The organism is Paenibacillus sp. 1-18, assembly GCF_000520755.1.
GTDB lineage: Bacteria > Bacillota > Bacilli > Paenibacillales > Paenibacillaceae > Paenibacillus > Paenibacillus brasilensis.
This window is the reverse complement of sequence record NZ_ASSB01000358.1, coordinates 1-18,313: the sequence shown is the minus strand read 5'-3', so window position 1 is coordinate 18,313 and position 18,313 is coordinate 1. Positions and strand designations below refer to the sequence as shown.

General features: G+C 45.8%; 21 protein-coding genes and 3 pseudogenes. 6 read left to right on the top strand and 18 right to left on the bottom strand.

Going from position 1 to position 18,313, the window contains the following annotated elements; translation table 11 throughout:
• Positions 1-8 precede the first annotated feature (8 nt).
• The gene (locus L693_RS30235; protein ID WP_155983928.1) at positions 9-239 is read left to right on the top strand and encodes a helix-turn-helix domain-containing protein; all 231 of its coding nucleotides are present in this window, start codon (positions 9-11) and stop codon (positions 237-239) included.
• Here the strand turns inward: L693_RS30235 and L693_RS30230 are convergent.
• From L693_RS30230 to L693_RS31710, 4 genes and pseudogenes are all read right to left on the bottom strand, one after another.
• A pseudogene (locus tag L693_RS30230) lies at positions 215-466 on the bottom strand (transposase domain-containing protein); the annotation flags it as partial. The gene L693_RS30235 and the pseudogene L693_RS30230 overlap by 25 nt on opposite strands.
• Positions 467-536: 70 nt before the next feature.
• Complete coding sequence (gene tnpB / locus L693_RS0123985; protein ID WP_197030044.1) at positions 537-863, bottom strand: IS66 family insertion sequence element accessory protein TnpB; 327 nt, start codon at positions 861-863, stop codon at positions 537-539.
• Positions 864-913: 50 nt separating this feature from the next.
• Positions 914-1,105 carry a hypothetical protein gene (locus L693_RS32515; RefSeq protein WP_442950191.1) on the bottom strand — a complete coding sequence of 64 codons (192 nt, stop codon included), beginning with the start codon at positions 1,103-1,105 and terminating at the stop codon, positions 914-916.
• Positions 1,059-1,217, bottom strand: coding sequence for a hypothetical protein (locus tag L693_RS31710; protein ID WP_231503746.1), 159 nt, complete (start codon positions 1,215-1,217; stop codon positions 1,059-1,061). Before L693_RS31710 ends, L693_RS32515 begins: the two co-directional genes overlap by 47 nt.
• Before the next feature lie 254 nt (positions 1,218-1,471).
• On the opposite strand from L693_RS31710, the gene L693_RS0123975 reads away from it, so the two are divergent.
• Positions 1,472-1,864, top strand: coding sequence for a hypothetical protein (locus tag L693_RS0123975; RefSeq protein WP_025720627.1), 393 nt, complete (start codon positions 1,472-1,474; stop codon positions 1,862-1,864).
• Positions 1,865-2,043: 179 nt separating this feature from the next.
• Here the strand turns inward: L693_RS0123975 and L693_RS30225 are convergent.
• From L693_RS30225 to L693_RS0123960, 4 genes and pseudogenes are all read right to left on the bottom strand, one after another.
• Positions 2,044-2,382: pseudogene (locus tag L693_RS30225) on the bottom strand (carbohydrate ABC transporter permease); the annotation flags it as partial.
• A gap of 79 nt (positions 2,383-2,461) precedes the next feature.
• Positions 2,462-3,397, bottom strand: a complete 936-nt coding sequence (locus L693_RS0123970; protein WP_231503745.1) for a sensor histidine kinase — start codon at positions 3,395-3,397, stop codon at positions 2,462-2,464.
• Positions 3,398-3,669: 272 nt separating this feature from the next.
• Positions 3,670-4,662, bottom strand: coding sequence for a Gfo/Idh/MocA family protein (locus L693_RS0123965; RefSeq protein ID WP_025720625.1), 993 nt, complete (start codon positions 4,660-4,662; stop codon positions 3,670-3,672).
• A gap of 213 nt (positions 4,663-4,875) precedes the next feature.
• Positions 4,876-5,274: a hypothetical protein gene (locus tag L693_RS0123960; protein WP_025720624.1), complete on the bottom strand. Its 399-nt coding sequence runs from the start codon at positions 5,272-5,274 to the stop codon at positions 4,876-4,878.
• Between the two features lie 423 nt (positions 5,275-5,697).
• Here L693_RS0123960 and L693_RS0123955 point away from each other — a divergent pair, with 423 nt between their 5' ends.
• Both L693_RS0123955 and L693_RS0123950 read left to right on the top strand, forming a co-directional pair.
• Positions 5,698-6,891, top strand: a complete 1,194-nt coding sequence (locus L693_RS0123955) for a glycoside hydrolase family 5 protein (protein WP_025720622.1) — start codon at positions 5,698-5,700, stop codon at positions 6,889-6,891.
• 226 nt (positions 6,892-7,117) lie between these two features.
• Positions 7,118-7,447 (top strand): hypothetical protein, encoded by a 330-nt coding sequence (locus L693_RS0123950; protein WP_025720620.1) that lies wholly within the window; start codon positions 7,118-7,120, stop codon positions 7,445-7,447.
• Positions 7,448-7,601: 154 nt separating this feature from the next.
• Here the strand turns inward: L693_RS0123950 and L693_RS29600 are convergent.
• The 4 genes and pseudogenes from L693_RS29600 to L693_RS32005 all read right to left on the bottom strand — a co-directional run.
• Positions 7,602-7,777 (bottom strand): annotated as a pseudogene (locus L693_RS29600) (endonuclease V); the annotation flags it as partial.
• Between the two features lie 50 nt (positions 7,778-7,827).
• Entirely contained in the window at positions 7,828-8,409 is a 582-nt protein-coding gene (locus tag L693_RS0123945; protein WP_025720618.1) for an NAD(P)H-dependent oxidoreductase, read from the bottom strand.
• A gap of 74 nt (positions 8,410-8,483) precedes the next feature.
• Positions 8,484-9,068 (bottom strand): TetR/AcrR family transcriptional regulator, encoded by a 585-nt coding sequence (locus L693_RS0123940; protein ID WP_025720616.1) that lies wholly within the window; start codon positions 9,066-9,068, stop codon positions 8,484-8,486.
• Positions 9,069-9,345: 277 nt separating this feature from the next.
• On the bottom strand, positions 9,346-10,005 hold the full coding sequence (locus L693_RS32005; RefSeq protein WP_081752203.1) for a DUF4183 domain-containing protein: 660 nt from the start codon (positions 10,003-10,005) through the stop codon (positions 9,346-9,348).
• Between the two features lie 472 nt (positions 10,006-10,477).
• On the opposite strand from L693_RS32005, the gene L693_RS0123930 reads away from it, so the two are divergent.
• Entirely contained in the window at positions 10,478-10,891 is a 414-nt protein-coding gene (locus tag L693_RS0123930; RefSeq protein ID WP_025720612.1) for a DUF4183 domain-containing protein, read from the top strand.
• Positions 10,892-11,034: 143 nt separating this feature from the next.
• Here L693_RS0123930 and L693_RS29595 read toward each other — a convergent pair whose 3' ends face one another.
• Positions 11,035-11,355, bottom strand: a complete 321-nt coding sequence (locus tag L693_RS29595; protein ID WP_269320862.1) for a cyclase family protein — start codon at positions 11,353-11,355, stop codon at positions 11,035-11,037.
• A gap of 324 nt (positions 11,356-11,679) precedes the next feature.
• On the opposite strand from L693_RS29595, the gene L693_RS0123920 reads away from it, so the two are divergent.
• Positions 11,680-12,963, top strand: coding sequence for a pectate lyase family protein (locus tag L693_RS0123920; protein ID WP_025720611.1), 1,284 nt, complete (start codon positions 11,680-11,682; stop codon positions 12,961-12,963).
• A gap of 143 nt (positions 12,964-13,106) precedes the next feature.
• Here L693_RS0123920 and L693_RS0123915 read toward each other — a convergent pair whose 3' ends face one another.
• From L693_RS0123915 to L693_RS0123895, 5 genes are all read right to left on the bottom strand, one after another.
• A complete protein-coding gene (locus tag L693_RS0123915; protein WP_025720610.1) occupies positions 13,107-14,174 on the bottom strand; it encodes an ABC transporter ATP-binding protein in 1,068 nt (355 codons plus the stop codon).
• Positions 14,175-14,387: 213 nt separating this feature from the next.
• The gene (locus L693_RS0123910) at positions 14,388-15,767 is read right to left on the bottom strand and encodes a sensor histidine kinase (RefSeq protein ID WP_025720609.1); all 1,380 of its coding nucleotides are present in this window, start codon (positions 15,765-15,767) and stop codon (positions 14,388-14,390) included.
• Between the two features lie 2 nt (positions 15,768-15,769).
• The gene (locus L693_RS0123905) at positions 15,770-16,480 is read right to left on the bottom strand and encodes a response regulator transcription factor (protein ID WP_025720608.1); all 711 of its coding nucleotides are present in this window, start codon (positions 16,478-16,480) and stop codon (positions 15,770-15,772) included.
• 169 nt (positions 16,481-16,649) lie between these two features.
• Positions 16,650-17,147 carry a hypothetical protein gene (locus L693_RS0123900; RefSeq protein ID WP_025720607.1) on the bottom strand — a complete coding sequence of 166 codons (498 nt, stop codon included), beginning with the start codon at positions 17,145-17,147 and terminating at the stop codon, positions 16,650-16,652.
• A 156-nt stretch (positions 17,148-17,303) separates the two neighbouring features.
• Positions 17,304-18,313: WIAG-tail domain (locus L693_RS0123895; RefSeq protein ID WP_025720606.1), on the bottom strand; the 1,010-nt coding region annotated here is incomplete at its 5' end.

Genomic DNA, 18,313 nt, shown 5'->3' with positions numbered 1-18,313 from the left:
CCACCTTAGTGAAATGGCAACATCGCTATGAGTTGTACGGAATTGAGGGGTTAGAAATTCATTCCCACACTCGGAATTATTCTGCAGAACTTAAACTTCAAGCGGTTCAGGATTGTCTCTCAGGTGAGTATTCGCAATACGAAATCATCGATAAATACAAGATCGCCAGCCGAACACAACTCTCAGATTGGGTGAAAAAGTATAAGGAGCACGGTCCGGATGATTTGCGCCGCTCGTAGGTAATTTGTTCAGACCGCGGCTTTTCACCAGCAGGTGCTGCAATCATTTCGGCTTCGTTGAACAACGGGAGTTCTAATTGATCCGGATGCGTCTGCTCGCTGAAAGCACCGAAACGCTTCCTCTGCGCTAAGCGGAACTGCTCTTCGTACCATTTGAGCTTGGCCGATAGTTCGATGATTTGTCGTTGTAGGGATTCCACGGTTGGCGTATCTGCATTTTTTTCCACACTTTACTCATTAGATAGAAAAAGACCAATCCCTGTAAGTATCTATGACGAAATGATTACAAAGATGTGTCTAAATGACAGTAACGGCATTAACCTTGAGATGGGCTTGCCGCTGGCTAAGTGAAAGACCATCCAGCAGCCAGCGAAGCTCCCTGCTGGAAATGGCTACTACTTCTTCCTTGCCTGTAGGCCATTGAAATCTGCCACGTTCTAGGCGGCGATAGTAAAGCCAGAACCCATTGTGATCCCAATATAGAATTTTGAGCTTGTTGCATGCCCGGTTACAGAATACGAATAAGCCGGAGGAGAACGGATTCAGACCAAAGCTTTCCTGAACGATGGCAGCAAGTCCGTCGATCGACTTGCCCAGATCGGTGGAACCACAAGCAAGAAACACACGCTGATTGCTTGGAAAGATCAGTATGGTGAAGTAAGCGCGTGAATCACTTAGCGCAAAAGCATTGGGTCAAAGCCGGAATGAAGCTCGATACTGGCTTCACCGATATGAAGGATTAGGGAAGGAGAAACGCTGCCAGGTGGATCTACAGTGGCAAGAGGTATAAACTGTACGGGAGAAGTCTTTGGATCTGGACTAGCTGAGGATGATACACGCTTTATTTTGTACAGCCAATATTTCAATTGTTCGACAGAACAATGATTTGCGGAGCACAAAGCTTTCATCGCGAGGCCATGCCCGATAGGCTATGATACGTGTGTGCCAATCTTGTCTGCGTTGTTCTTTGGCTTTCATGAGTTACCCTCCGTATTCAGGTTAATCTCATGATCTTATAGCTAGGTTAGTAGTTGAAGGTGTGGAAAGTTTGACGCTTACTTACTGGCTCTTATTATGTAACAATATCGTAAATTAGTTTTTACTGGTGGCTCCTAACACTTTCAGGGCCACCAGTATTATTTTTATACAGCAAAACATCTTTTTGATATGATTATTTTATCGACTTTACTTCATATCATAATACATAGACAAACACTTCAAGGAGGGACTTTATGGAACATTCCTTTTCATCAATATTGACGTACAGCGTACAGGCAATTGCGTTTTTACTAATTATCTTCAAATTGCTGAAGAAAAACGAAAAAAAGATAGGTTGGGGAACACTTTCTTTGCTTTTAGCCCTTCTTGGTATGGCTGTTTCTTTTGAATTTGGCAATTACATATTGGGGGACCAGTTTCTTTCCTTTTTAGGATTGCCCGCATGGTCTAATGTTGACAATACTAGGTTTCACTACACTTTTTTTCTATCCAGTATTTTTTTTACTCCTAGTTTAATCATTGGATATAAAAATCCTAACGAATTTGGAGCTCTTATTGGAAAATGGATTTCTAGTATATATCTATTTTTGATAATAATTTCGCTTTTATTTTTTATTACAAGCTAATTTCTCGAAGTGAAAAATAGCCTATTCGCAAGCCTCTTCTAGCCAGTTCATTTATGTATTTCAACTCAAACTAGACTCACATAAAAATGCACCCCATAGCATTCATCGGACAAACCAAGAGGTTTGATCCAGTGTCTATGCTAGGGGGTGCTTCTTCAAATCTGGCAGAGAAATTTGTTTTACCCCTTAACCGACCCGGCTGCGATTCCTTCCACAATCCGGTCACTCATGATGAGGAACACAAGCAAAATAGGCAAAATGCTGATCATCAACGTAGCTCCGATTGCTCCCCAGTCGGTCGTATATTGTCCAATAAAGTTCTGAACGCCAACGGTTAATGTTTTGTTTTCGTCCGAGCTGATGAACGTATTGACGAAAATAAATTCATTCCAGTTGTAGATCATGTTAATAATAGACGTCGTTGCCATGACCGGGGTCGTCATGGGCAGTACGATCTGGAAGAACATCCGGTTGACGGAGCAGCCGTCCATAACAGCCGCTTCTTCCACTTCATGCGGGTTGATCTGCGCCTGCAGCGCTTTAAGCTCGGTTTGGCTTTGCAAAGCCTCCTTCTCACAAATGACACGGATCAATTCATTAATATCGACAATCATCGTATTGTACTCTGCTTAATTCCCGTAGTTCGACTGCTGCTGCCGGTTCTGGATTCAAGACCAATGCCCCTTCCCGTGAACGACGCATTGCCTGAATCAAGTGACCTATCGGTCTGGTAATCAACGTAGACAACATAAAGGACATAAACAGGAATAACACGGCACCAAGAGATGCGGAAATTATAAGTGTAGTCCGTAAAACCGTAATTCCGTCTGTGACGACACTAACTGGAATCAGGATCAGCAGCGACCAGCCAGTCCGTTCCGATTGCTGAACCGCCTTCACATATTCCCGCTCCCCAATATGAACCGTCTGTGTCTTGCTGTGCAGTATACCTGACAAATCTGTCTGCTTCATAGGTTTGCCCGACAGCAGTTGGCCTTGACGATCTACAAGCAGCATGTTTTCATCCGCTTCTTCATTGACCGCTGATGCATCATTCAGCCCAAAATAACCTCGCTCCATGCGGGTAATCAGATATGCTCCGCGTGAAAACCAGCGGTCCACCAGACTGCCCTCCCGAATCGGAAACAACATCTTCACTTCGGCGGTATACAGCTCCAGCGAGCCGACACTCGGCATATAAGCCTGATAGCTATGCATCACTTGCAGTAGTGATTGACGCTGTCGAAAAGACACCTTGCCCCCGTTGCGCTCCTCCAGCAAAATATGCTGAACTGACGGATGATTGGCCACCTGCTCCGTCAGGCTGTCCATCTGGCCGATTAATGCATCCAGCCTGCCGCTTGCTTGTACCGCCGTCTGACCAATATGCCGCTCGGCACTGTTTTTCAACAGGCCAGATACATTGAGGTAAATGAACGCCCCCGCCACACTCATCATAATGAGCATCACCAATATAAACCCGATAAAAATCTGATTACGCAACGTGTTTAATGGTTGGAACCTTGAACGCATGTGTCTTCTCCCCCTAGATCATCACAGCAAAATGAGTAATGATAACGCTTTCTATTCTATCGCATCGTTCCCCTTTGTTGGCATATTTTCAGTGAAAATTAATAAAGATGAACCATTATCGACAACAACTCGCAATAACGATAAATATTAAAAAAGATGACTCCCGACGAATGCAGGAGCCATCTATTAGCTAGTTACAACGTAGCTTCTTTCAAAGCCCTCCCACCAAGATACAGTTCAGGCTCAAAGCTTGTACATTTTTAGTCTGTGCCCTATTGGAGTGCAGCCAAAATGCGGTCGCACAGCTCCATCGTTTTCACATTATCCCGTCCACTTGAATAAGGTGTCCGTCCTTCCTGGCAGCAGTTCATAAAATGAGTAATTTCACCTACAAAACCGCGCAAATACAAGTCACGGTACCCGCCCGACATCGCCGAGGCTGACGGTGTCAAAACCGTATCGTTTTCCGCAAGGGATTTCCAAGGGAGTTCCGTGTGACTCTCCGACTTATGAACGATCAGCGTGTTTACCTCATCCGCGTTCGCAAAACCGTGATCAAAGGTTACAGTGATCCCTTCGCTCTCACGTGACCATGCTGGCATACCTGCGAAATATACGCTGCCCACCACACCATTTTCAAATTTCAGCGAAATCGTATGGGAAATAAACTCACCGTTATCGTTCGCAAATCCGGTAACCTGCGCCACTTCCGCTAATAAATAACGAACCAGATCCACCATATGAATCGCCGCCAGCTTCATGAAATCTTCGCCGGTTTTACAAAACAGGGTGCTGTCCACGAGAAATTTCGCCTGAAATGAGCGTGCGGATCCAAGCAAGCCACCCTCCATCAGTTCCTTCAATTTTATGTATACAGGTGCGTAGCGCTTCATGAAGCCGACCATCAGTACCACGCCCGCTGCTTCCGCCGCATCTGCAATTTGCGCCGCTTCCTCAGCGTTCCAGCCCAGTGGCTTGTCTACAAAAACATGTTTTCCGGCCTTAATGCAGTCCAGGACAAGCGATGGGTGATCTGCCGCTTGAGCAATCACGACAACTCCATCACAATCTTCCTGCTCCAGCATAGTCTTGTAATTGTCATAAGGCGTACCGCTACTCCCAAACCGCTGAAGCGCTGCCTTCGATCTGCTTATATCTCTGGTTGCAATCGCTTGAATTTCAGCACCTGCTTCAATGACAGCAGGATATATATTGGTTGAAGCATGAAAACCAGCCCCGATAAAACATAGCCTCACCTTGCTCATGTTGGTCCCTCCAATGTGTCACTAAAATATTCCGATACTATCGTACCATATGGACAAAGTATATACACAGTGGCATAAAGATCAAGAACATGATTTTTAAGAGGAACAAAATAAAAAAGACCTTAACAAAGATAATCCCTTATCCTTGTTAAGGCTCCGTCTGCATCACCAGTAACAATCCTTAAAAATACATTCTATTTCAGGGTTAAGACATTATCTTGTGGATAACGAGGCCCATTTTTGCTCCAGCCACTGATCAAACTCAGCACCCTTGTCACCTTCATAGACGTCATAAATATCGACTCTCATCTTGTGCAGCTTCTCGCGAAAATCGTTATAGGTATGGTCGGCTGGCAGGCTTTTTTTAATCCGCACCAGAATCTTCGTCAGGCCCTTAACAAGCTCACCCTCTTTGCGCAGAGGCGGCTGTACATTCTCGCCCCATTCCTGAAGCTTGCGGTAAGCGGCTTCCTGAACGGCATATACCGTATCATTATTCAAACGGTGTGTCAGCAAGTCAATCGTCTGCTGGTTCTTCCATGCACCCAGATCATTTACCGCAGCTAGACGCGCTACTTCTGCAAATTCCTGCTGAGTTTCGTTGTTTTCCAAAATCATCTCATCCTTTTCTATAACTGAGTCAATCTATATTCGATCCTGTAGCTGTTCCACCATCAGAACGCTTTGCACACTTGTTCTTCGGCCCTGTGGCTTTACTAAAAAAATCACTACATTACTGTTCATCACGATTGCCGTTTGTTAAATATAACATACTTGCAGGTCTTCTTCATATCTCGAATCATTCAACCGAATCAAATTCATTATTCGGTGATGTGGCTTGTGATTTTCATTTAGTATGCTGTATTTGCTGAGGTCAGCCTCGAGACGTTGACAAACGTTGTTACAAATCTATTAAATCCGAACGGAATCTTAGAAATATACGAATTTTATGAACTTGTTTAATGGAATATTTGAACATAAAATGAAATTGTAATCGGTTACAAAATTATTTAAATAAAGGAGGAGGCAAGAAACATGAAAAGAAAAAGCATGGAGAAGTCATTTCTCGTCATTGCCTCCCTCGTCATGGGCTTCACACTGTATGGCTACGCTCCCGCTTCGACAGATGCAGCCAGTGTGAAAGGATATTATCATACCCAAGGAAACAAGATTGTAGATGAATCCGGGAAAGAGGCGGCATTTAACGGTTTGAACTGGTTCGGCTTGGAAACTCCTAATTACACCTTGCATGGACTGTGGAGCCGCTCGATGGACGACATGCTGGACCAGGTGAAAAAGGAAGGCTACAATCTGATCCGCCTGCCTTACAGCAATCAGCTATTCGATGCCAGTTCCCGTCCAGACAGTATTGATTATCACAAAAATCCTGATCTGGTCGGATTAACTCCGATTCAAATTATGGACAAGCTGGTCGAAAAAGCTGGACAACGCGGTATTCAGATTATCCTTGACCGTCACCGTCCGGGCTCAGGTGGACAATCCGAGCTGTGGTACACCTCCCAGTACCCTGAGTCTCGCTGGATTAGTGACTGGAAGATGTTAGCTGAACGTTATAAAAATAACCCTACCGTCATCGGTGCGGATTTGCACAACGAGCCACACGGTCAGGCAAGCTGGGGCACAGGCAATCTCTCCACAGACTGGCGTCTGGCGGCACAGCGTGCAGGGAATGCGATTCTGTCCGTGAATCCGAATTGGCTGATTCTGGTGGAAGGTGTGGACCACAATGTACAAGGCAACAATAGCCAATACTGGTGGGGTGGCAACCTGACAGGTGTAGCCAACTACCCCGTCGTTCTTGATGTACCGAACCGTGTCGTATATTCTCCACATGATTACGGCCCTGGTGTGTCCTCGCAGCCATGGTTTAACGACCCCACCTTCCCGTCCAACCTGCCAGCGATCTGGGATCAAACCTGGGGCAACATCAGCAAGCAAAACATAGCTCCGGTGCTGGTCGGTGAGTTCGGTGGTCGTAATGTCGATTTGTCTACTACTGAGGGTAAATGGCAAAATACACTTGTTGACTATATTCGTACCAACAACCTGTACTTTACGTACTGGTCCCTGAATCCGAATAGCGGCGACACGGGTGGACTGCTGCTGGATGACTGGGTTACCTGGAATCGTCCAAAGCAGGATATGCTGAGCCGGATTATGAAGCCTGTAATTTTCGCAGCAGAGCAAGCCAAAGCAGCAGCCGAATAGCCACAGAACTTCACTTCACTTCACTTATTGAAAAAGCCGCTTTTCCTCCTTCAAGCCAGAGATTATGCCGGGCTATGAAGATGTGGAGAAACGGCTTTTTTTGTGGGGACCTGCAAACGTCCTGGGTTACACTCCGCGTGTATCCAAGCTTTCCTCCCCTGATGACGCCTTCTTTCCAGTTTTACACATTGTAAATCCCCCATTGAATGGGTCATTTTGTTTTCATGTGATTGTTTGGAAGGGTTTTGGTATTTTAAATATTGTTATTCCAGGGATTTTATTTGTTATTGTCGGCAGTTTAGTATCCGCTCTAGGGCTTGACTCCATAGATTCCCGGCTGCCGATGGCTTTTGTGTTCATTGTGTCGGGGGTTATTATCTGGTATTTGGGGAAAGCACTCAACGCCGACTCGGACAAAGTGCTAGTTGATATGGAAACGGGACAGCGCTATCGAATGGGAACCCAGCACAGTCTGTTTTTTATCCCTATGCATTATTGGGGCCCTGCCGGTCTGGTGATAGGATTTATTTTAATCGTTGCAACGATATTTATATAACGTTGATTGCAAAACATGAGCCATTCCTTGATCAAGGTGTGCCTGTATAAAATGTACGTTTTCTGATTCTCTGATGTATTATCCATATATAAGACCACCATGCGAGCCAGTTCCTCCCATGGTGGTCTTTTTCCTTTTGTCAGGTTGATTATGATCAGATACCACCATGGTCTACCTGTGATAAAGCTTTTCTCACAAGCTGGTCAGCTTGTCGAGTTATCTCAGGTAAGCGATATTGTGGACAAAGCTTTAATATCCAGTTGCAGGAAGTTTCTAATGAAATACGATGACCTACGGTACAAAAAGAGGTTTAATGTTGTCCTGGGTTCTTCCTATAGGTATCCCATTTGTGATTTATTACTGGTTTCATTTTTGCCCTCCTACCTCATGCTTCGCCCCAACTGCTCCACCTTGCCTAGCCACTCGTTGCGCTGTTGATCCGTCTTCTTATTCATCAGATCAATGGTGGTAGAACGCACGGGCTTGACACCACATAGATGTAATGTGGAATCCTTCATCATGCGATGCCCCGGCTGTCCCTGAAAAAATCGGTAATACCAGTGCGGTCCGTCCATCGTTGTGATGAGATGGGCCGTTCTGCCTTTTAAAAGCTTCTCAGGCAAGGGTTTACCTTTGTGATACTTAAACGCAAACCCTGGCATAAAGATACGGTCAATGAATCCCTTCATTAATGCAGGCAAGCTGCCCCACCAGATCGGAAAGACAAAAACGAGATGCTCTGCCCATTTAATCGACTCCTGAGCCTGGACCAAGTCAGGCTCCAGTGGCAATTTATTACGATATCCACCTAATAGATTGGGATTAAAGTCCAGCGCGGACAGCTGCAACAAACGCACCTCAGCTCCCGCAGCCTCTGCTCCTTTTACATAGGATTGAGCCAGCGCTTCTCCATAACTTCCCACGACCGGATTCCCCTGAACAACCAATATTTTCCTGGACATATAAACCACTTCCTACCTTCATATTATGTTTTTAGTTAGAAAGAACTAACCTTTTAATTAAAAAGAAAAGGCCACTACTGACCTTCACTTAATAAAGCAGTTAAACGTTGCTTGACCTCTGTTGCAAATGGAACAAGCTCCTGCGGAAGCTCACCTTCCAGACTGGACACAGACAAGCGTGTAATAGCTCCGATGATAAGCACACCGGATAGCTGGGCATTCTGCTTGGGCAATTCTCCACGTTGAACCCCCTGCTCGATGAACTCCGTTAACGCCTCCAGCGGCTGACGCACATGCTGACTATGGCTTGCCTCAGCGTACAGCTCATGATGCTGTGACAACAAAAGCAGACCACACTGATCTTCATCATGCATTCCCAGCACATCATCCACCAGTTGATGGAAACGGCTGACGAAACTCCCATCCTGATTGCGGTAGAAGTCAATTAATGTGGTATAGCTATTGCAATATTGCCCGAATACTTCCAATGCCATGGCATCTTTACTCTTAAAATGCTTGTATATTGCGGCATCCGTTACACCAGCAGCCTCCCCAATTTGTTTGACGGAAATGCCATCAATCCCTTTGGTTGCAAATAAACGCATCGCCGCCTGCAAAATATCCTTCTTCTTGCTATCTACATGTGTTTTCTTGTTCATAAGGATATAGTAAGTGATAACTAACTAAATTGCAAGCCATATGTAAACATGCGCTGCATTACGACGCTCGGGCTTGGTCAGATGAGGATGATCATGTTGGAGGTCCTTGCTGTCACCAAACTGACCCATCCATTACACTTGAGGAAATTCGTAATCTTGTGCTTGCCTTCAAGGAGGCTGCTGGGCGGGCTGCGCAATCCACTCTAGTCCAGACTGGCAGCCGAACAGCTTGGCGTTCGCATTGAAGGGTTTGCGGCTTATTGCATCACAAACGATATCATGCACTGGATCGCACACTAAATTGAACGATTTCCACAATAATAGGCGTGCCGGTGGAAATGGTATCTCCTTCGTTGAGGTGAATCGTCAGCGATGAAGGTGTCAGGCTATACAATGTACTTTCTTGGATCATGCCATTAATATACAAATTGGCATAGCTGGTACTTCCGACATGAAACCGTTGAAAAGCATCCTGCATACCATCTACAGAAAATTGATCCGCCATAATCGTGACCGAAGACTCAATAAAATCAGGAGCAAAATAAAAATACCGCTGAGCCGTGGGGATAATTTCAATATTTGAAAGGTCAGGTACCGGACCGGTTGGACCTGTTATGCCTTGGGCTCCTGTTGGACCGGTGATGCCCCGTGCTCCAGCAGGACCTTGTAAGCCCGTTGCCCCTGTTATACCTGGTACACCAGCCGGACCCGGTATTCCCTGCGCTCCCTGTAATCCTGCTGGACCTGGTATTCCCTGAATTCCGGGTGCTCCCGCTGGACCTGGTACGCCCTGCACTCCTGCCACACCTTGAACACCCGGTGCACCTGTCGTTCCGGCTTGACCTTGCTGTCCTGTCAAACCGGGAATGCCTTGTTCCCCCTCTGAATCAGCACTCCTCTGATTTCCATCCACCTCTTTTATCACTCGCGTATCCATCAAATTTTTTTTCTTCCGACGCCTTCCATGAGTATTGTAATACCGTCGCTGTATGTTTAGCTTTGAGAGCTTTTGGACGTGGAATCCTCTTTTCATTTTGCCTTTGGGTGGATGAATTGTTTTACATTTTCTTCGACCGATGTTCTTGCTTCGGCTGACGATCTTACAATGTACGGTTCGCTTTCGATGTCTCCTTAGTGCTGAATCGCGCCTTGCCATACCAGCCATCTACACCTCCTTTTCTCAGCCTCATGTATTATATGCACATATCCCTTTGGGGTTTTGGGCATTTGAATATATCAAATACCAACGAGTTGCTATACATCTGCACCTGCAACAAAATAGGGCCTCCTCTATCCACCCTATTATTAATCAAAAGGTTAATGTGCCGTTTCCTAATAGGTTAAAATATCATTTATTGATTAAGAGCCAGCAAATGGCTCATATCCACCAAAGAAAGGAGGTAAGAACTATGCCAATCATAAAACCTGTATATACAGCAGTAGCTACTGCTCCCGTAGCAACTGGTGGTGCCGTAACTACGACTGTAACCCCGGCCGTGACTCGTTTTTTTGCAACAATTACAGCCGGGATGATCGGCGCAACAACAACAACTGTGCCTGCGGCAAGCTTTGTTGATGACGCAGATGCTCCAGTTGTTGCTCTGCCGACATTAGCGGCTACGGATTCTGCTAATTATTATATTAATGGAGTGATTCAGCAAAGTTCCTTATTCACTCTAACTACAGCAAGTCTGGTCATTAACTCCGTAGATATTACACCAGGTGTCCCCGTTGTCATAGAAATATCCGACTTTAGTGGCACGACCTCCACTATCACAACTCAGCCTACCATTTCTGCCCCTACGGTTACTATTATCACTTAAAATTCAAGCTGGACTGAGCATTCAATCACGCTGTACACTACCCCGTATACACCATAAAAGACCGATTCAGATGTAGTATCTGAATCGGTCTTCCTTCTCAAAATGATTATATAATTGTATTCCAATAATCCGGTATTAGATGATTAAGGCAAGATAGCAAAAGAACGCAACGGAAATCCGGGGGAAACCTGAATGCTCGGAACGATATTATAGATGATCGCACCCGTCGCTGGCAGTTTGTCCAAATTCGTCAGCACCTCGACCTGATAACGATCCTGCTCCAATATGTAATATTCTCCTACCAGCTCCTTCAACGAAAGCTCATGCAGGTAACGTTTACCCTTCACAAAATGAACGGGTGCATCTATATGAGTGCCATACTGACCCGGAAAGCAGTATTGTTTATGAGGGATTAATTCAGAAAAATAGAAACTGAGATTGAAATCGTTAACATTTTGAGGTATCTGTGTTTACCTCCTCTAGTCTAGTATAAAACCCATGAAGAGTATTGCATTCGTGCAAAAAACACAAAAACAATTCCATATATTCATATATACAATTCCCATTTCATATGATTGTTAACGTTTTCATAATTTTGTATTTGCTTTTAATGGAAAAAAGCAGAGCTCTATGGCATTACATAAAAAATTCGACATAAATTTTAGTGTGTAACTTTTATTATATTAACAAATACTGGAATGAGAAGTATGATAGAAAATGTAGAAATAGGAGCACCCGGGACTCCCTTCGTTCGTCTACTCCATTCATCTCATATTCGGAGGTATTTTATGAAAAAGAGATTTTCAATCGGAATCGCAGCAGCCTTGCTGTTCACTACCCTGACCCCTCTTGGTACACCTGTTCATGCAGCCACCGATCTTGGTAAAGAAACGCTCGGCAGCAAAAACGGTTGGGCAGCCTTTTCTACAGGCACAACAGGCGGAGCTGCGGCCTCTTCTTCCAATATTTTCACCGTAACGAATCGCAAGCAATTAGTCGACGCTTTGGGCAAAAGCACCAATAGTACGCCTAAAATCATCTATGTCAAAGGCACAATCAACGCCAACGTCGATGATAATAACAAGCCGTTGGGATTAAATGATTACAAGGACCCTAAATATGATTTTGACGCCTACCTCAAAGCATATGATCCGTCTACATGGGGTAAAAAGGCTCCGTCCGGCACATTGGAAAAGGCACGTGAGGCTTCACAAAAAAATCAGGCCAGTCGTGTCGTCATTGATATTCCGTCCAATACAACAATTGTTGGTCTAGGTAGCAATGCCGTCATTAACGGCGCTAACCTCCAACTGAAAAAAGGGACAGACAACGTCATTATCCGTAATATTGAGTTCCAGGATGCCTACGATTATTTTCCTCAATGGGACCCAAATGACGGTAGTACAGGCAACTGGAATTCTGAATATGACAGCATTACCATTAGCGGTGCTACACATGTATGGGTAGACCATAATTCCTTTAATGATGGATCTCATCCCGATAGCCAAAACGGTACGTTTTACGGTCAGGAATACCAGCATCATGATGGACTTCTCGATGTGGTTAACCAAGCGGATCTGGTTACGGCTTCTTACAATCACTTTTACGATCATGATAAAACGTCAATTATTGGCAACAGCGACAGCAAAACAGCAGATAAAGGGGCCTTGCGTGTAACCCTGCATCACAATTATTATGAAAACACCGTACAACGTACACCACGCGTACGGTATGGACAAGTTCATGTGTATAACAATTATTATGCCGGCGATGTAAAACGCTCCGAATATCCTTCACTGTATATATGGGGTGCAGGTAAATCCTCCAAAATATTCGCCGAAAACAATGTCATCGACGTTGCAGGCTTATCTGCAGACAAAATTGTGTCGGTCTTTGGTGGAACTGCCCTGTCAGACACGGGCACACTTCTGAATGGACAAGCTGTTAACGCAGGCTCCAGCGCGGGTCTTAGCTCTTCTGTAGGCTGGAAACCAACGCTGAACGATAAAATTTCCCCATCCGCCAGCGTAAAAGCAGAAGTCACTTCTCAGGCCGGTTCCGGTAAACTGTAAAACTGCTTTGCTGACACAAACAATCATAGCTCTAATAACCTGTTTTTACACCAAAAAGGACTGTTCTCCCCGTAGATGATTCCACGGAGAGCGCAGCCCTTTTTTTTATTTACGAGTTGTTTAGCAGCAAATTACATCGTTCATTAAACGCTGTATTGTTCTACCAACACCGGCTTTTCAAATGCATTATCCAGCTTGCGGAGCTTGGCCTTTACCGCTTCTGGCGGCTCAACCGCAGGCGCATCTGGATGCAGCAACCATGATTTTACAAAGTGTGTATCGGATAATTGAAAGAGTGGAGGCTCCTTCTCAAAGTCAATCTTCATGGCATAGCTACTGCGGGCTGCAAAAGCATCCCCTACAGGTGGGTGCAGCAGATCGGGAGGCGTTCCTGGAATGGCTGCCAGCTTCTGACCATGACTGTCCAAACTTGGCATGGAAGCGAGAAGCCCCCAAGTATACGGATGTTTCGGATTATAGAAAATTTCATTAACCGTACCTGTTTCCACAATTTGCCCAGCATACATAACAGCAACACGATCCGCCATCTTCGCTACAACGCCGAGGTCATGAGTAATAAAGATGATGGAAGTGTCGATCTTCTTTTGAAGATCCTTCATTAATTCCAAAATTTGAGCTTGAATCGTTACGTCCAGCGCAGTCGTCGGTTCGTCGGCAATCAGTAGCTTGGGATTCGCTGCCAGTGCCATCGCAATCACGACACGTTGACGCATACCGCCACTGAATTCATGCGGATACTGGTTAAAGCGCTGCTCTGGATGCGGAATCCCTACCAGGCTAAGCAACTCAATGCCCCGCTCGTGGGCGGCGTCCTTGGATATCTTTTCATGCTTGAAAAGCACTTCCGTGATCTGCTTGCCGACCTTCATTGTCGGATTAAGCGAAGTCATGGGGTCCTGAGAAATCAGACCGATTTCCTTACCACGAATTTTTTGCATCTGCTTTTCCGTTTTATGAATCAGCTCTTCCCCGTCAAACAAAATTTGACCCTTTTGGTAAATGCCAGGAGGGGTCGGAATCAGCTTCATAACAGCTTGTGAGGTTACACTTTTGCCTGAGCCGGATTCACCGACAATGGCCAGCGTCTCTCCTTTATTGACATGAAAGTTTACGCCACGAATGGCCTGCACTAGTCCCTGACGAGTCTTGAAAGATATCGTTAAATCCTTCACTTCCAAAAGGCGGTTCATCTCATCACTCTTTCATATTTATTCATCATTATTATTGACCACTATCTAAAAAAACGACGTTCATGAACCAAGGTATATACGAATAATTTTACTCAGTTTAGTACCTGCCAGTCAAGCAATATCTAAAATAAGATAAAAAAACTATCATTATATGTCATATATATGGAATATTCAGCTTGGAAAATGATCATTTTTAACCATTTTTGTACTCATTTATAACATGCGTTGTATATAGCTAAACCGTGCCCCACCCAAGGGTGAACGTGTACAGATCAATTCACCCCCCAATCGGGAAGCAATTTGACGGCAAATGGCCAATCCCAAACCCGTGACACCGTTCGAGCCTGTATAAAATCTTCCGAACACCTCCGCTGCCTCTAATTCAGTCAGCCCTTCCCCGTCATCATCCACATGCATAACCCATACGACCTCCGGAGTTGTCCCTGTCTCCAAGTGAATGACAACCTCCGTAGAGGTATGTCGAACCGCATTTTGCAACAAATTCAATATCATGCGGAACAATTGCTCGGCCGGAACGGCCACATGCAGGCCCTCCCCCTCTACACGAATTGAGATCGAGCGTTCAGCAGCCACCGGCATTAACAAATGAACAGCGTCCTCTGCCATGCTTTTAAGATCAATCAGAGAGACAGGCCATTCTTCATTCAACCCCTCCAGTCTTGATAGCTGAAGCAGCTTTTCCACCATATCAATTAATCGCTGAGACTGCACTTTAATGATGTTTAGCCCCTCGTCCTGGGATACGACTTGATCCTGAATGGCATATACGTAGCCTTGAATGGACATTAACGGTGTCCTTAGCTCGTGAGATACATTTTGCAAAAATTCAATTTGATCATGGTGATGCTGCTGAATACGGACGGACATGGAATGAAAGGTGCCGATCAGTTCGCCAATTTCGCTTTTATCTGCCTGCGGAAAATCACTTTCCTGCGGTTGATTCGGCTCATAGTTGCCTACAGCCTCCTTCAAACGCTTGAGCGGACGCACCAGTCGTGAAACGACCATGAGCCCAATGACGAGAATCACCAGGAAGCTCGCCACAATGGACAGTATGGTGGTTCTCATGAGCGGGACATACAGCGCCCTTAAAGAAGACAAGGGCGAATATACAAAAATACGAAAGGGTTGCCCGGGCAATTCCTCATTGGTAAACAGGATTTTTTTACCTTGCAGCACAGCAACCCCTTCATGTGCGGCGGCCAGATCATGGGCAGACGGATGAACGGATGCAAAAAATCCCTGGCGGATCAATAGCAAACTCTCTATCTTTTTGCCCTCCATTCCAGAGACGCTGGAGTCGATGATGCGGTTATCCGTACTTAAAATAAAATAATCGGCAGACAAAAGCATACCTTTGATAACATAGTTAAGTTCAGCAGTATTCAGCCGGTCAAAGCCTCCGTCGCTCATAATATGGACGGCTTTGCGTGCTTGCTCATGAAGCTTGGATTTAGCTTGATTTACAAGAAGGTCGTCAATAAGCCTGATGAACAAAACGACCGTAATACAGACGGTAATGAGCATCGCGATAGATAGAGACAGCAGTATTTTAGCTCTCATCGTACGCATGGCTACTGCTCCTGAACCGTTGCTTTATATCCGAATCCCCACACGGTATTAATGACGAGCGTAGAGTGGTATTCCGCCAGCTTTTTACGAATTCGTTTGACCAGATCGTCCACAACCCTCACATCACCTATAAAATCATAGTTCCACACCTGCTGAATCAGATGCTCTCTGCCAAAAGGTCTTTCCAAATGATTTGAAAGAAACAGCAGCAGATCAAATTCACGCGAGGTCAAATTCAACTCTTGTCCGTCCACTGTGACCTTACGAAAATCTGCAAAAATACACAGATTGCCTGCACGGCATACTTCTGCGATTTCTGCCGCTTCCTTATCATCCGAGGCAGACGTCCCGGCCTTGCTCAGTCGCAGCATCGCTTTGACCCTTCCAACCAACTCCCGTGGATTAAAGGGCTTAGTCAGAAAATCACTGCATCCCAGCTCCAGCCCGTGAATACGATCACTTTCTTCACCGCGCGCGGAAATCATAATAATTGGCATTTCTGTAAACTCACGAAGCTGAGTCAGCAAGGAAAGTCCATCAATTCCGGGCATCATAATATCAAGAACGAGGCAGTCCGGACGGTCCGTACGGATATGCTCCACCAGGGTTTTGCCGCTGGAAAAGGAAGTCACCTCGTAGGATTCTTTTTTCAAATACTCAGATATTAATTGCAATATGAACACGTCGTCATCCACCACTACTATTTTTGTCATGATCTTAACCCCTTGCCGTTGTTCTGGATGGTTCCATCCTCTCTATAAGCTTAACAGAAGCCCGATAAAATAGACAAAAGACGGGTATACCGTTCCCGGTCCCGTCTTTTCTTATCATGAATCGCTGCTGTATATGCCAGGCGAACTGAAAACTGACTGCACTTCAACCTTATTTTTTGGTTGTTGTTACAACTTTAGCTGCTGCTTTCGGAGCTGTTTTCACTGCTGTTTTTGGAGCTGTTTTTGCAGGTACAACTTTTTTAGCCGGAGCTTTGTGAACTACTTTGTGAGCTGCTTTTTTAGCTACAACATGATGTGCACGAGTTTTGTGCGCTTTTGCTTTATGTTTAACGGCATGATGCTTAACTTTATGGTGCTTCGCTTTTACTTTGTGGCTCGCCACTTTTTTGGCAACTGCTTTCTTGGCAGGAGCTTTTTTCGCTTTTGTTGTTGCTTTATGTGCTGTCACAGCTTTTTTAACGGGTGCTTTCACCACAGGTGCTTTTGCCGGGGTTTTGGTAGCTGGTGCTGTAACGGCAGGAGCTTTGGTAGCTGGTGCAGCTGTGGCTGGAGTCGTTGTTGCTGTAGCGGCGAATGCGCTGCTTGCTCCTCCCAATACGCTTACTACGGTTAATACGGCTGCTGCATTTTTAGTCCATTTTTTCATGATTGAATCACCTCTCCTTTAAAGTATCTTTAGATTATCAGGAGAATTCGGGATAATTGTGGAGTAAATGTGTGAAAAGTATATGAAAAAGCGTACAGCTCTGTATCCGGAAAACACAAGCTGCACGCTATAAATGTTACACAATCATCGCCTTCACTAACCGATGGCAATCCAGGAAACAATGCCGTAGTTATGCGAGGTTTCGTTCCACTTGGTTACGACAATCACCGCACCACTCGGCGTCTGTGATTTTAGTGTCGCATGAAAAAGAGGATGGTTGGTCATAGCTACAAGCGTATAGTCCGGGTTCACAAAAGGCTCCTCGAATACAATCGTAACCTCCGTCTCTCCTTCACTACCCTTTAGAAGAAACGGCGCTCTGCCGAACTGCTGCAGTGCGGGCTGATTCGCGCAAGTACGAACAGGAGTGATACTCAGATGCTCCGGCTTCACTGCGTTCAGCTCCAGCTCACGCGAGCCTATGGAGCCTTCCACCAGATGATGCCCTTCGATGCTCTGCTCTGCCAGGTGATGGCTTTGTACCGCTGCGGCCTGCAGATGCTCCGATCCTACAGCTTCTGGGCTCAGCACCTCACTGTCGACGGCCTGAGCTGTCAGATGGCTACGAGATACGCTGTCTGGCTGGAGTCTGTCGCCGCTGATACCCTCCTCCGGCAAAAGCCCCGAGAGGTGAATATCTGTGGATAGCTGAGCCAGTGTCACCGCCCCCGGCTTCAGGTGATGCGTATCAATGACTTCTTGCCCAATGTGCTGGCCTTCAATGGACTCATCAGCCACATGCCAGGACTGTATCGCTCCATTCGCGATTTTGCTGGACGCAACCGCTCCTTCCTGCAAGGCATCCTCCGATACCACCTGCCAGCCTACATGCTGCTGCTGGATGGCCCCTGCTTGCAGATGCTCCGACTGGACGGATTCCGGTGCGATATGTTTGGACTGCACCGCGCCCTCTGCCAGCGCAGATTCCTGTACCGCCCCCTCGGCCAGATGCTGAGGGTGTACGGCGTGCTCTGTCAGATGTACGGAGCATACACTAGCTTCCGCCAGATTCGAAGCACGCACCGCCCGGAGTGCAAGCTTCTCCGTGTTCACGCTTCCTGCCTGGAGGGCGTGATCCGATATGCTCTCCGGAGCAATATGCCGGC

Coding starts and splice junctions, on each gene's coding strand:
- L693_RS0123915 (WP_025720610.1), bottom strand. CDS start 14,174: ATGAACCGCCTTTTGGAAGTGAAGGATTTAACGATATCTTTCAAGACT.
- L693_RS0123910 (WP_025720609.1), bottom strand. CDS start 15,767: ATGCGTACGATGAGAGCTAAAATACTGCTGTCTCTATCTATCGCGATG.
- L693_RS0123970 (WP_231503745.1), bottom strand. CDS start 3,397: ATGCGTTCAAGGTTCCAACCATTAAACACGTTGCGTAATCAGATTTTT.
- L693_RS0123945 (WP_025720618.1), bottom strand. CDS start 8,409: ATGTCCAGGAAAATATTGGTTGTTCAGGGGAATCCGGTCGTGGGAAGT.
- L693_RS0123940 (WP_025720616.1), bottom strand. CDS start 9,068: ATGAACAAGAAAACACATGTAGATAGCAAGAAGAAGGATATTTTGCAG.
- L693_RS0123900 (WP_025720607.1), bottom strand. CDS start 17,147: ATGAAAAAATGGACTAAAAATGCAGCAGCCGTATTAACCGTAGTAAGC.
- L693_RS0123930 (WP_025720612.1), top strand. CDS start 10,478: ATGCCAATCATAAAACCTGTATATACAGCAGTAGCTACTGCTCCCGTA.
- L693_RS0123975 (WP_025720627.1), top strand. CDS start 1,472: ATGGAACATTCCTTTTCATCAATATTGACGTACAGCGTACAGGCAATT.
- L693_RS0123965 (WP_025720625.1), bottom strand. CDS start 4,662: ATGAGCAAGGTGAGGCTATGTTTTATCGGGGCTGGTTTTCATGCTTCA.
- L693_RS0123905 (WP_025720608.1), bottom strand. CDS start 16,480: ATGACAAAAATAGTAGTGGTGGATGACGACGTGTTCATATTGCAATTA.
- L693_RS31710 (WP_231503746.1), bottom strand. CDS start 1,217: ATGAAAGCCAAAGAACAACGCAGACAAGATTGGCACACACGTATCATA.
- L693_RS32005 (WP_081752203.1), bottom strand. CDS start 10,005: ATGGATACGCGAGTGATAAAAGAGGTGGATGGAAATCAGAGGAGTGCT.
- L693_RS0123955 (WP_025720622.1), top strand. CDS start 5,698: ATGAAAAGAAAAAGCATGGAGAAGTCATTTCTCGTCATTGCCTCCCTC.
- L693_RS0123920 (WP_025720611.1), top strand. CDS start 11,680: ATGAAAAAGAGATTTTCAATCGGAATCGCAGCAGCCTTGCTGTTCACT.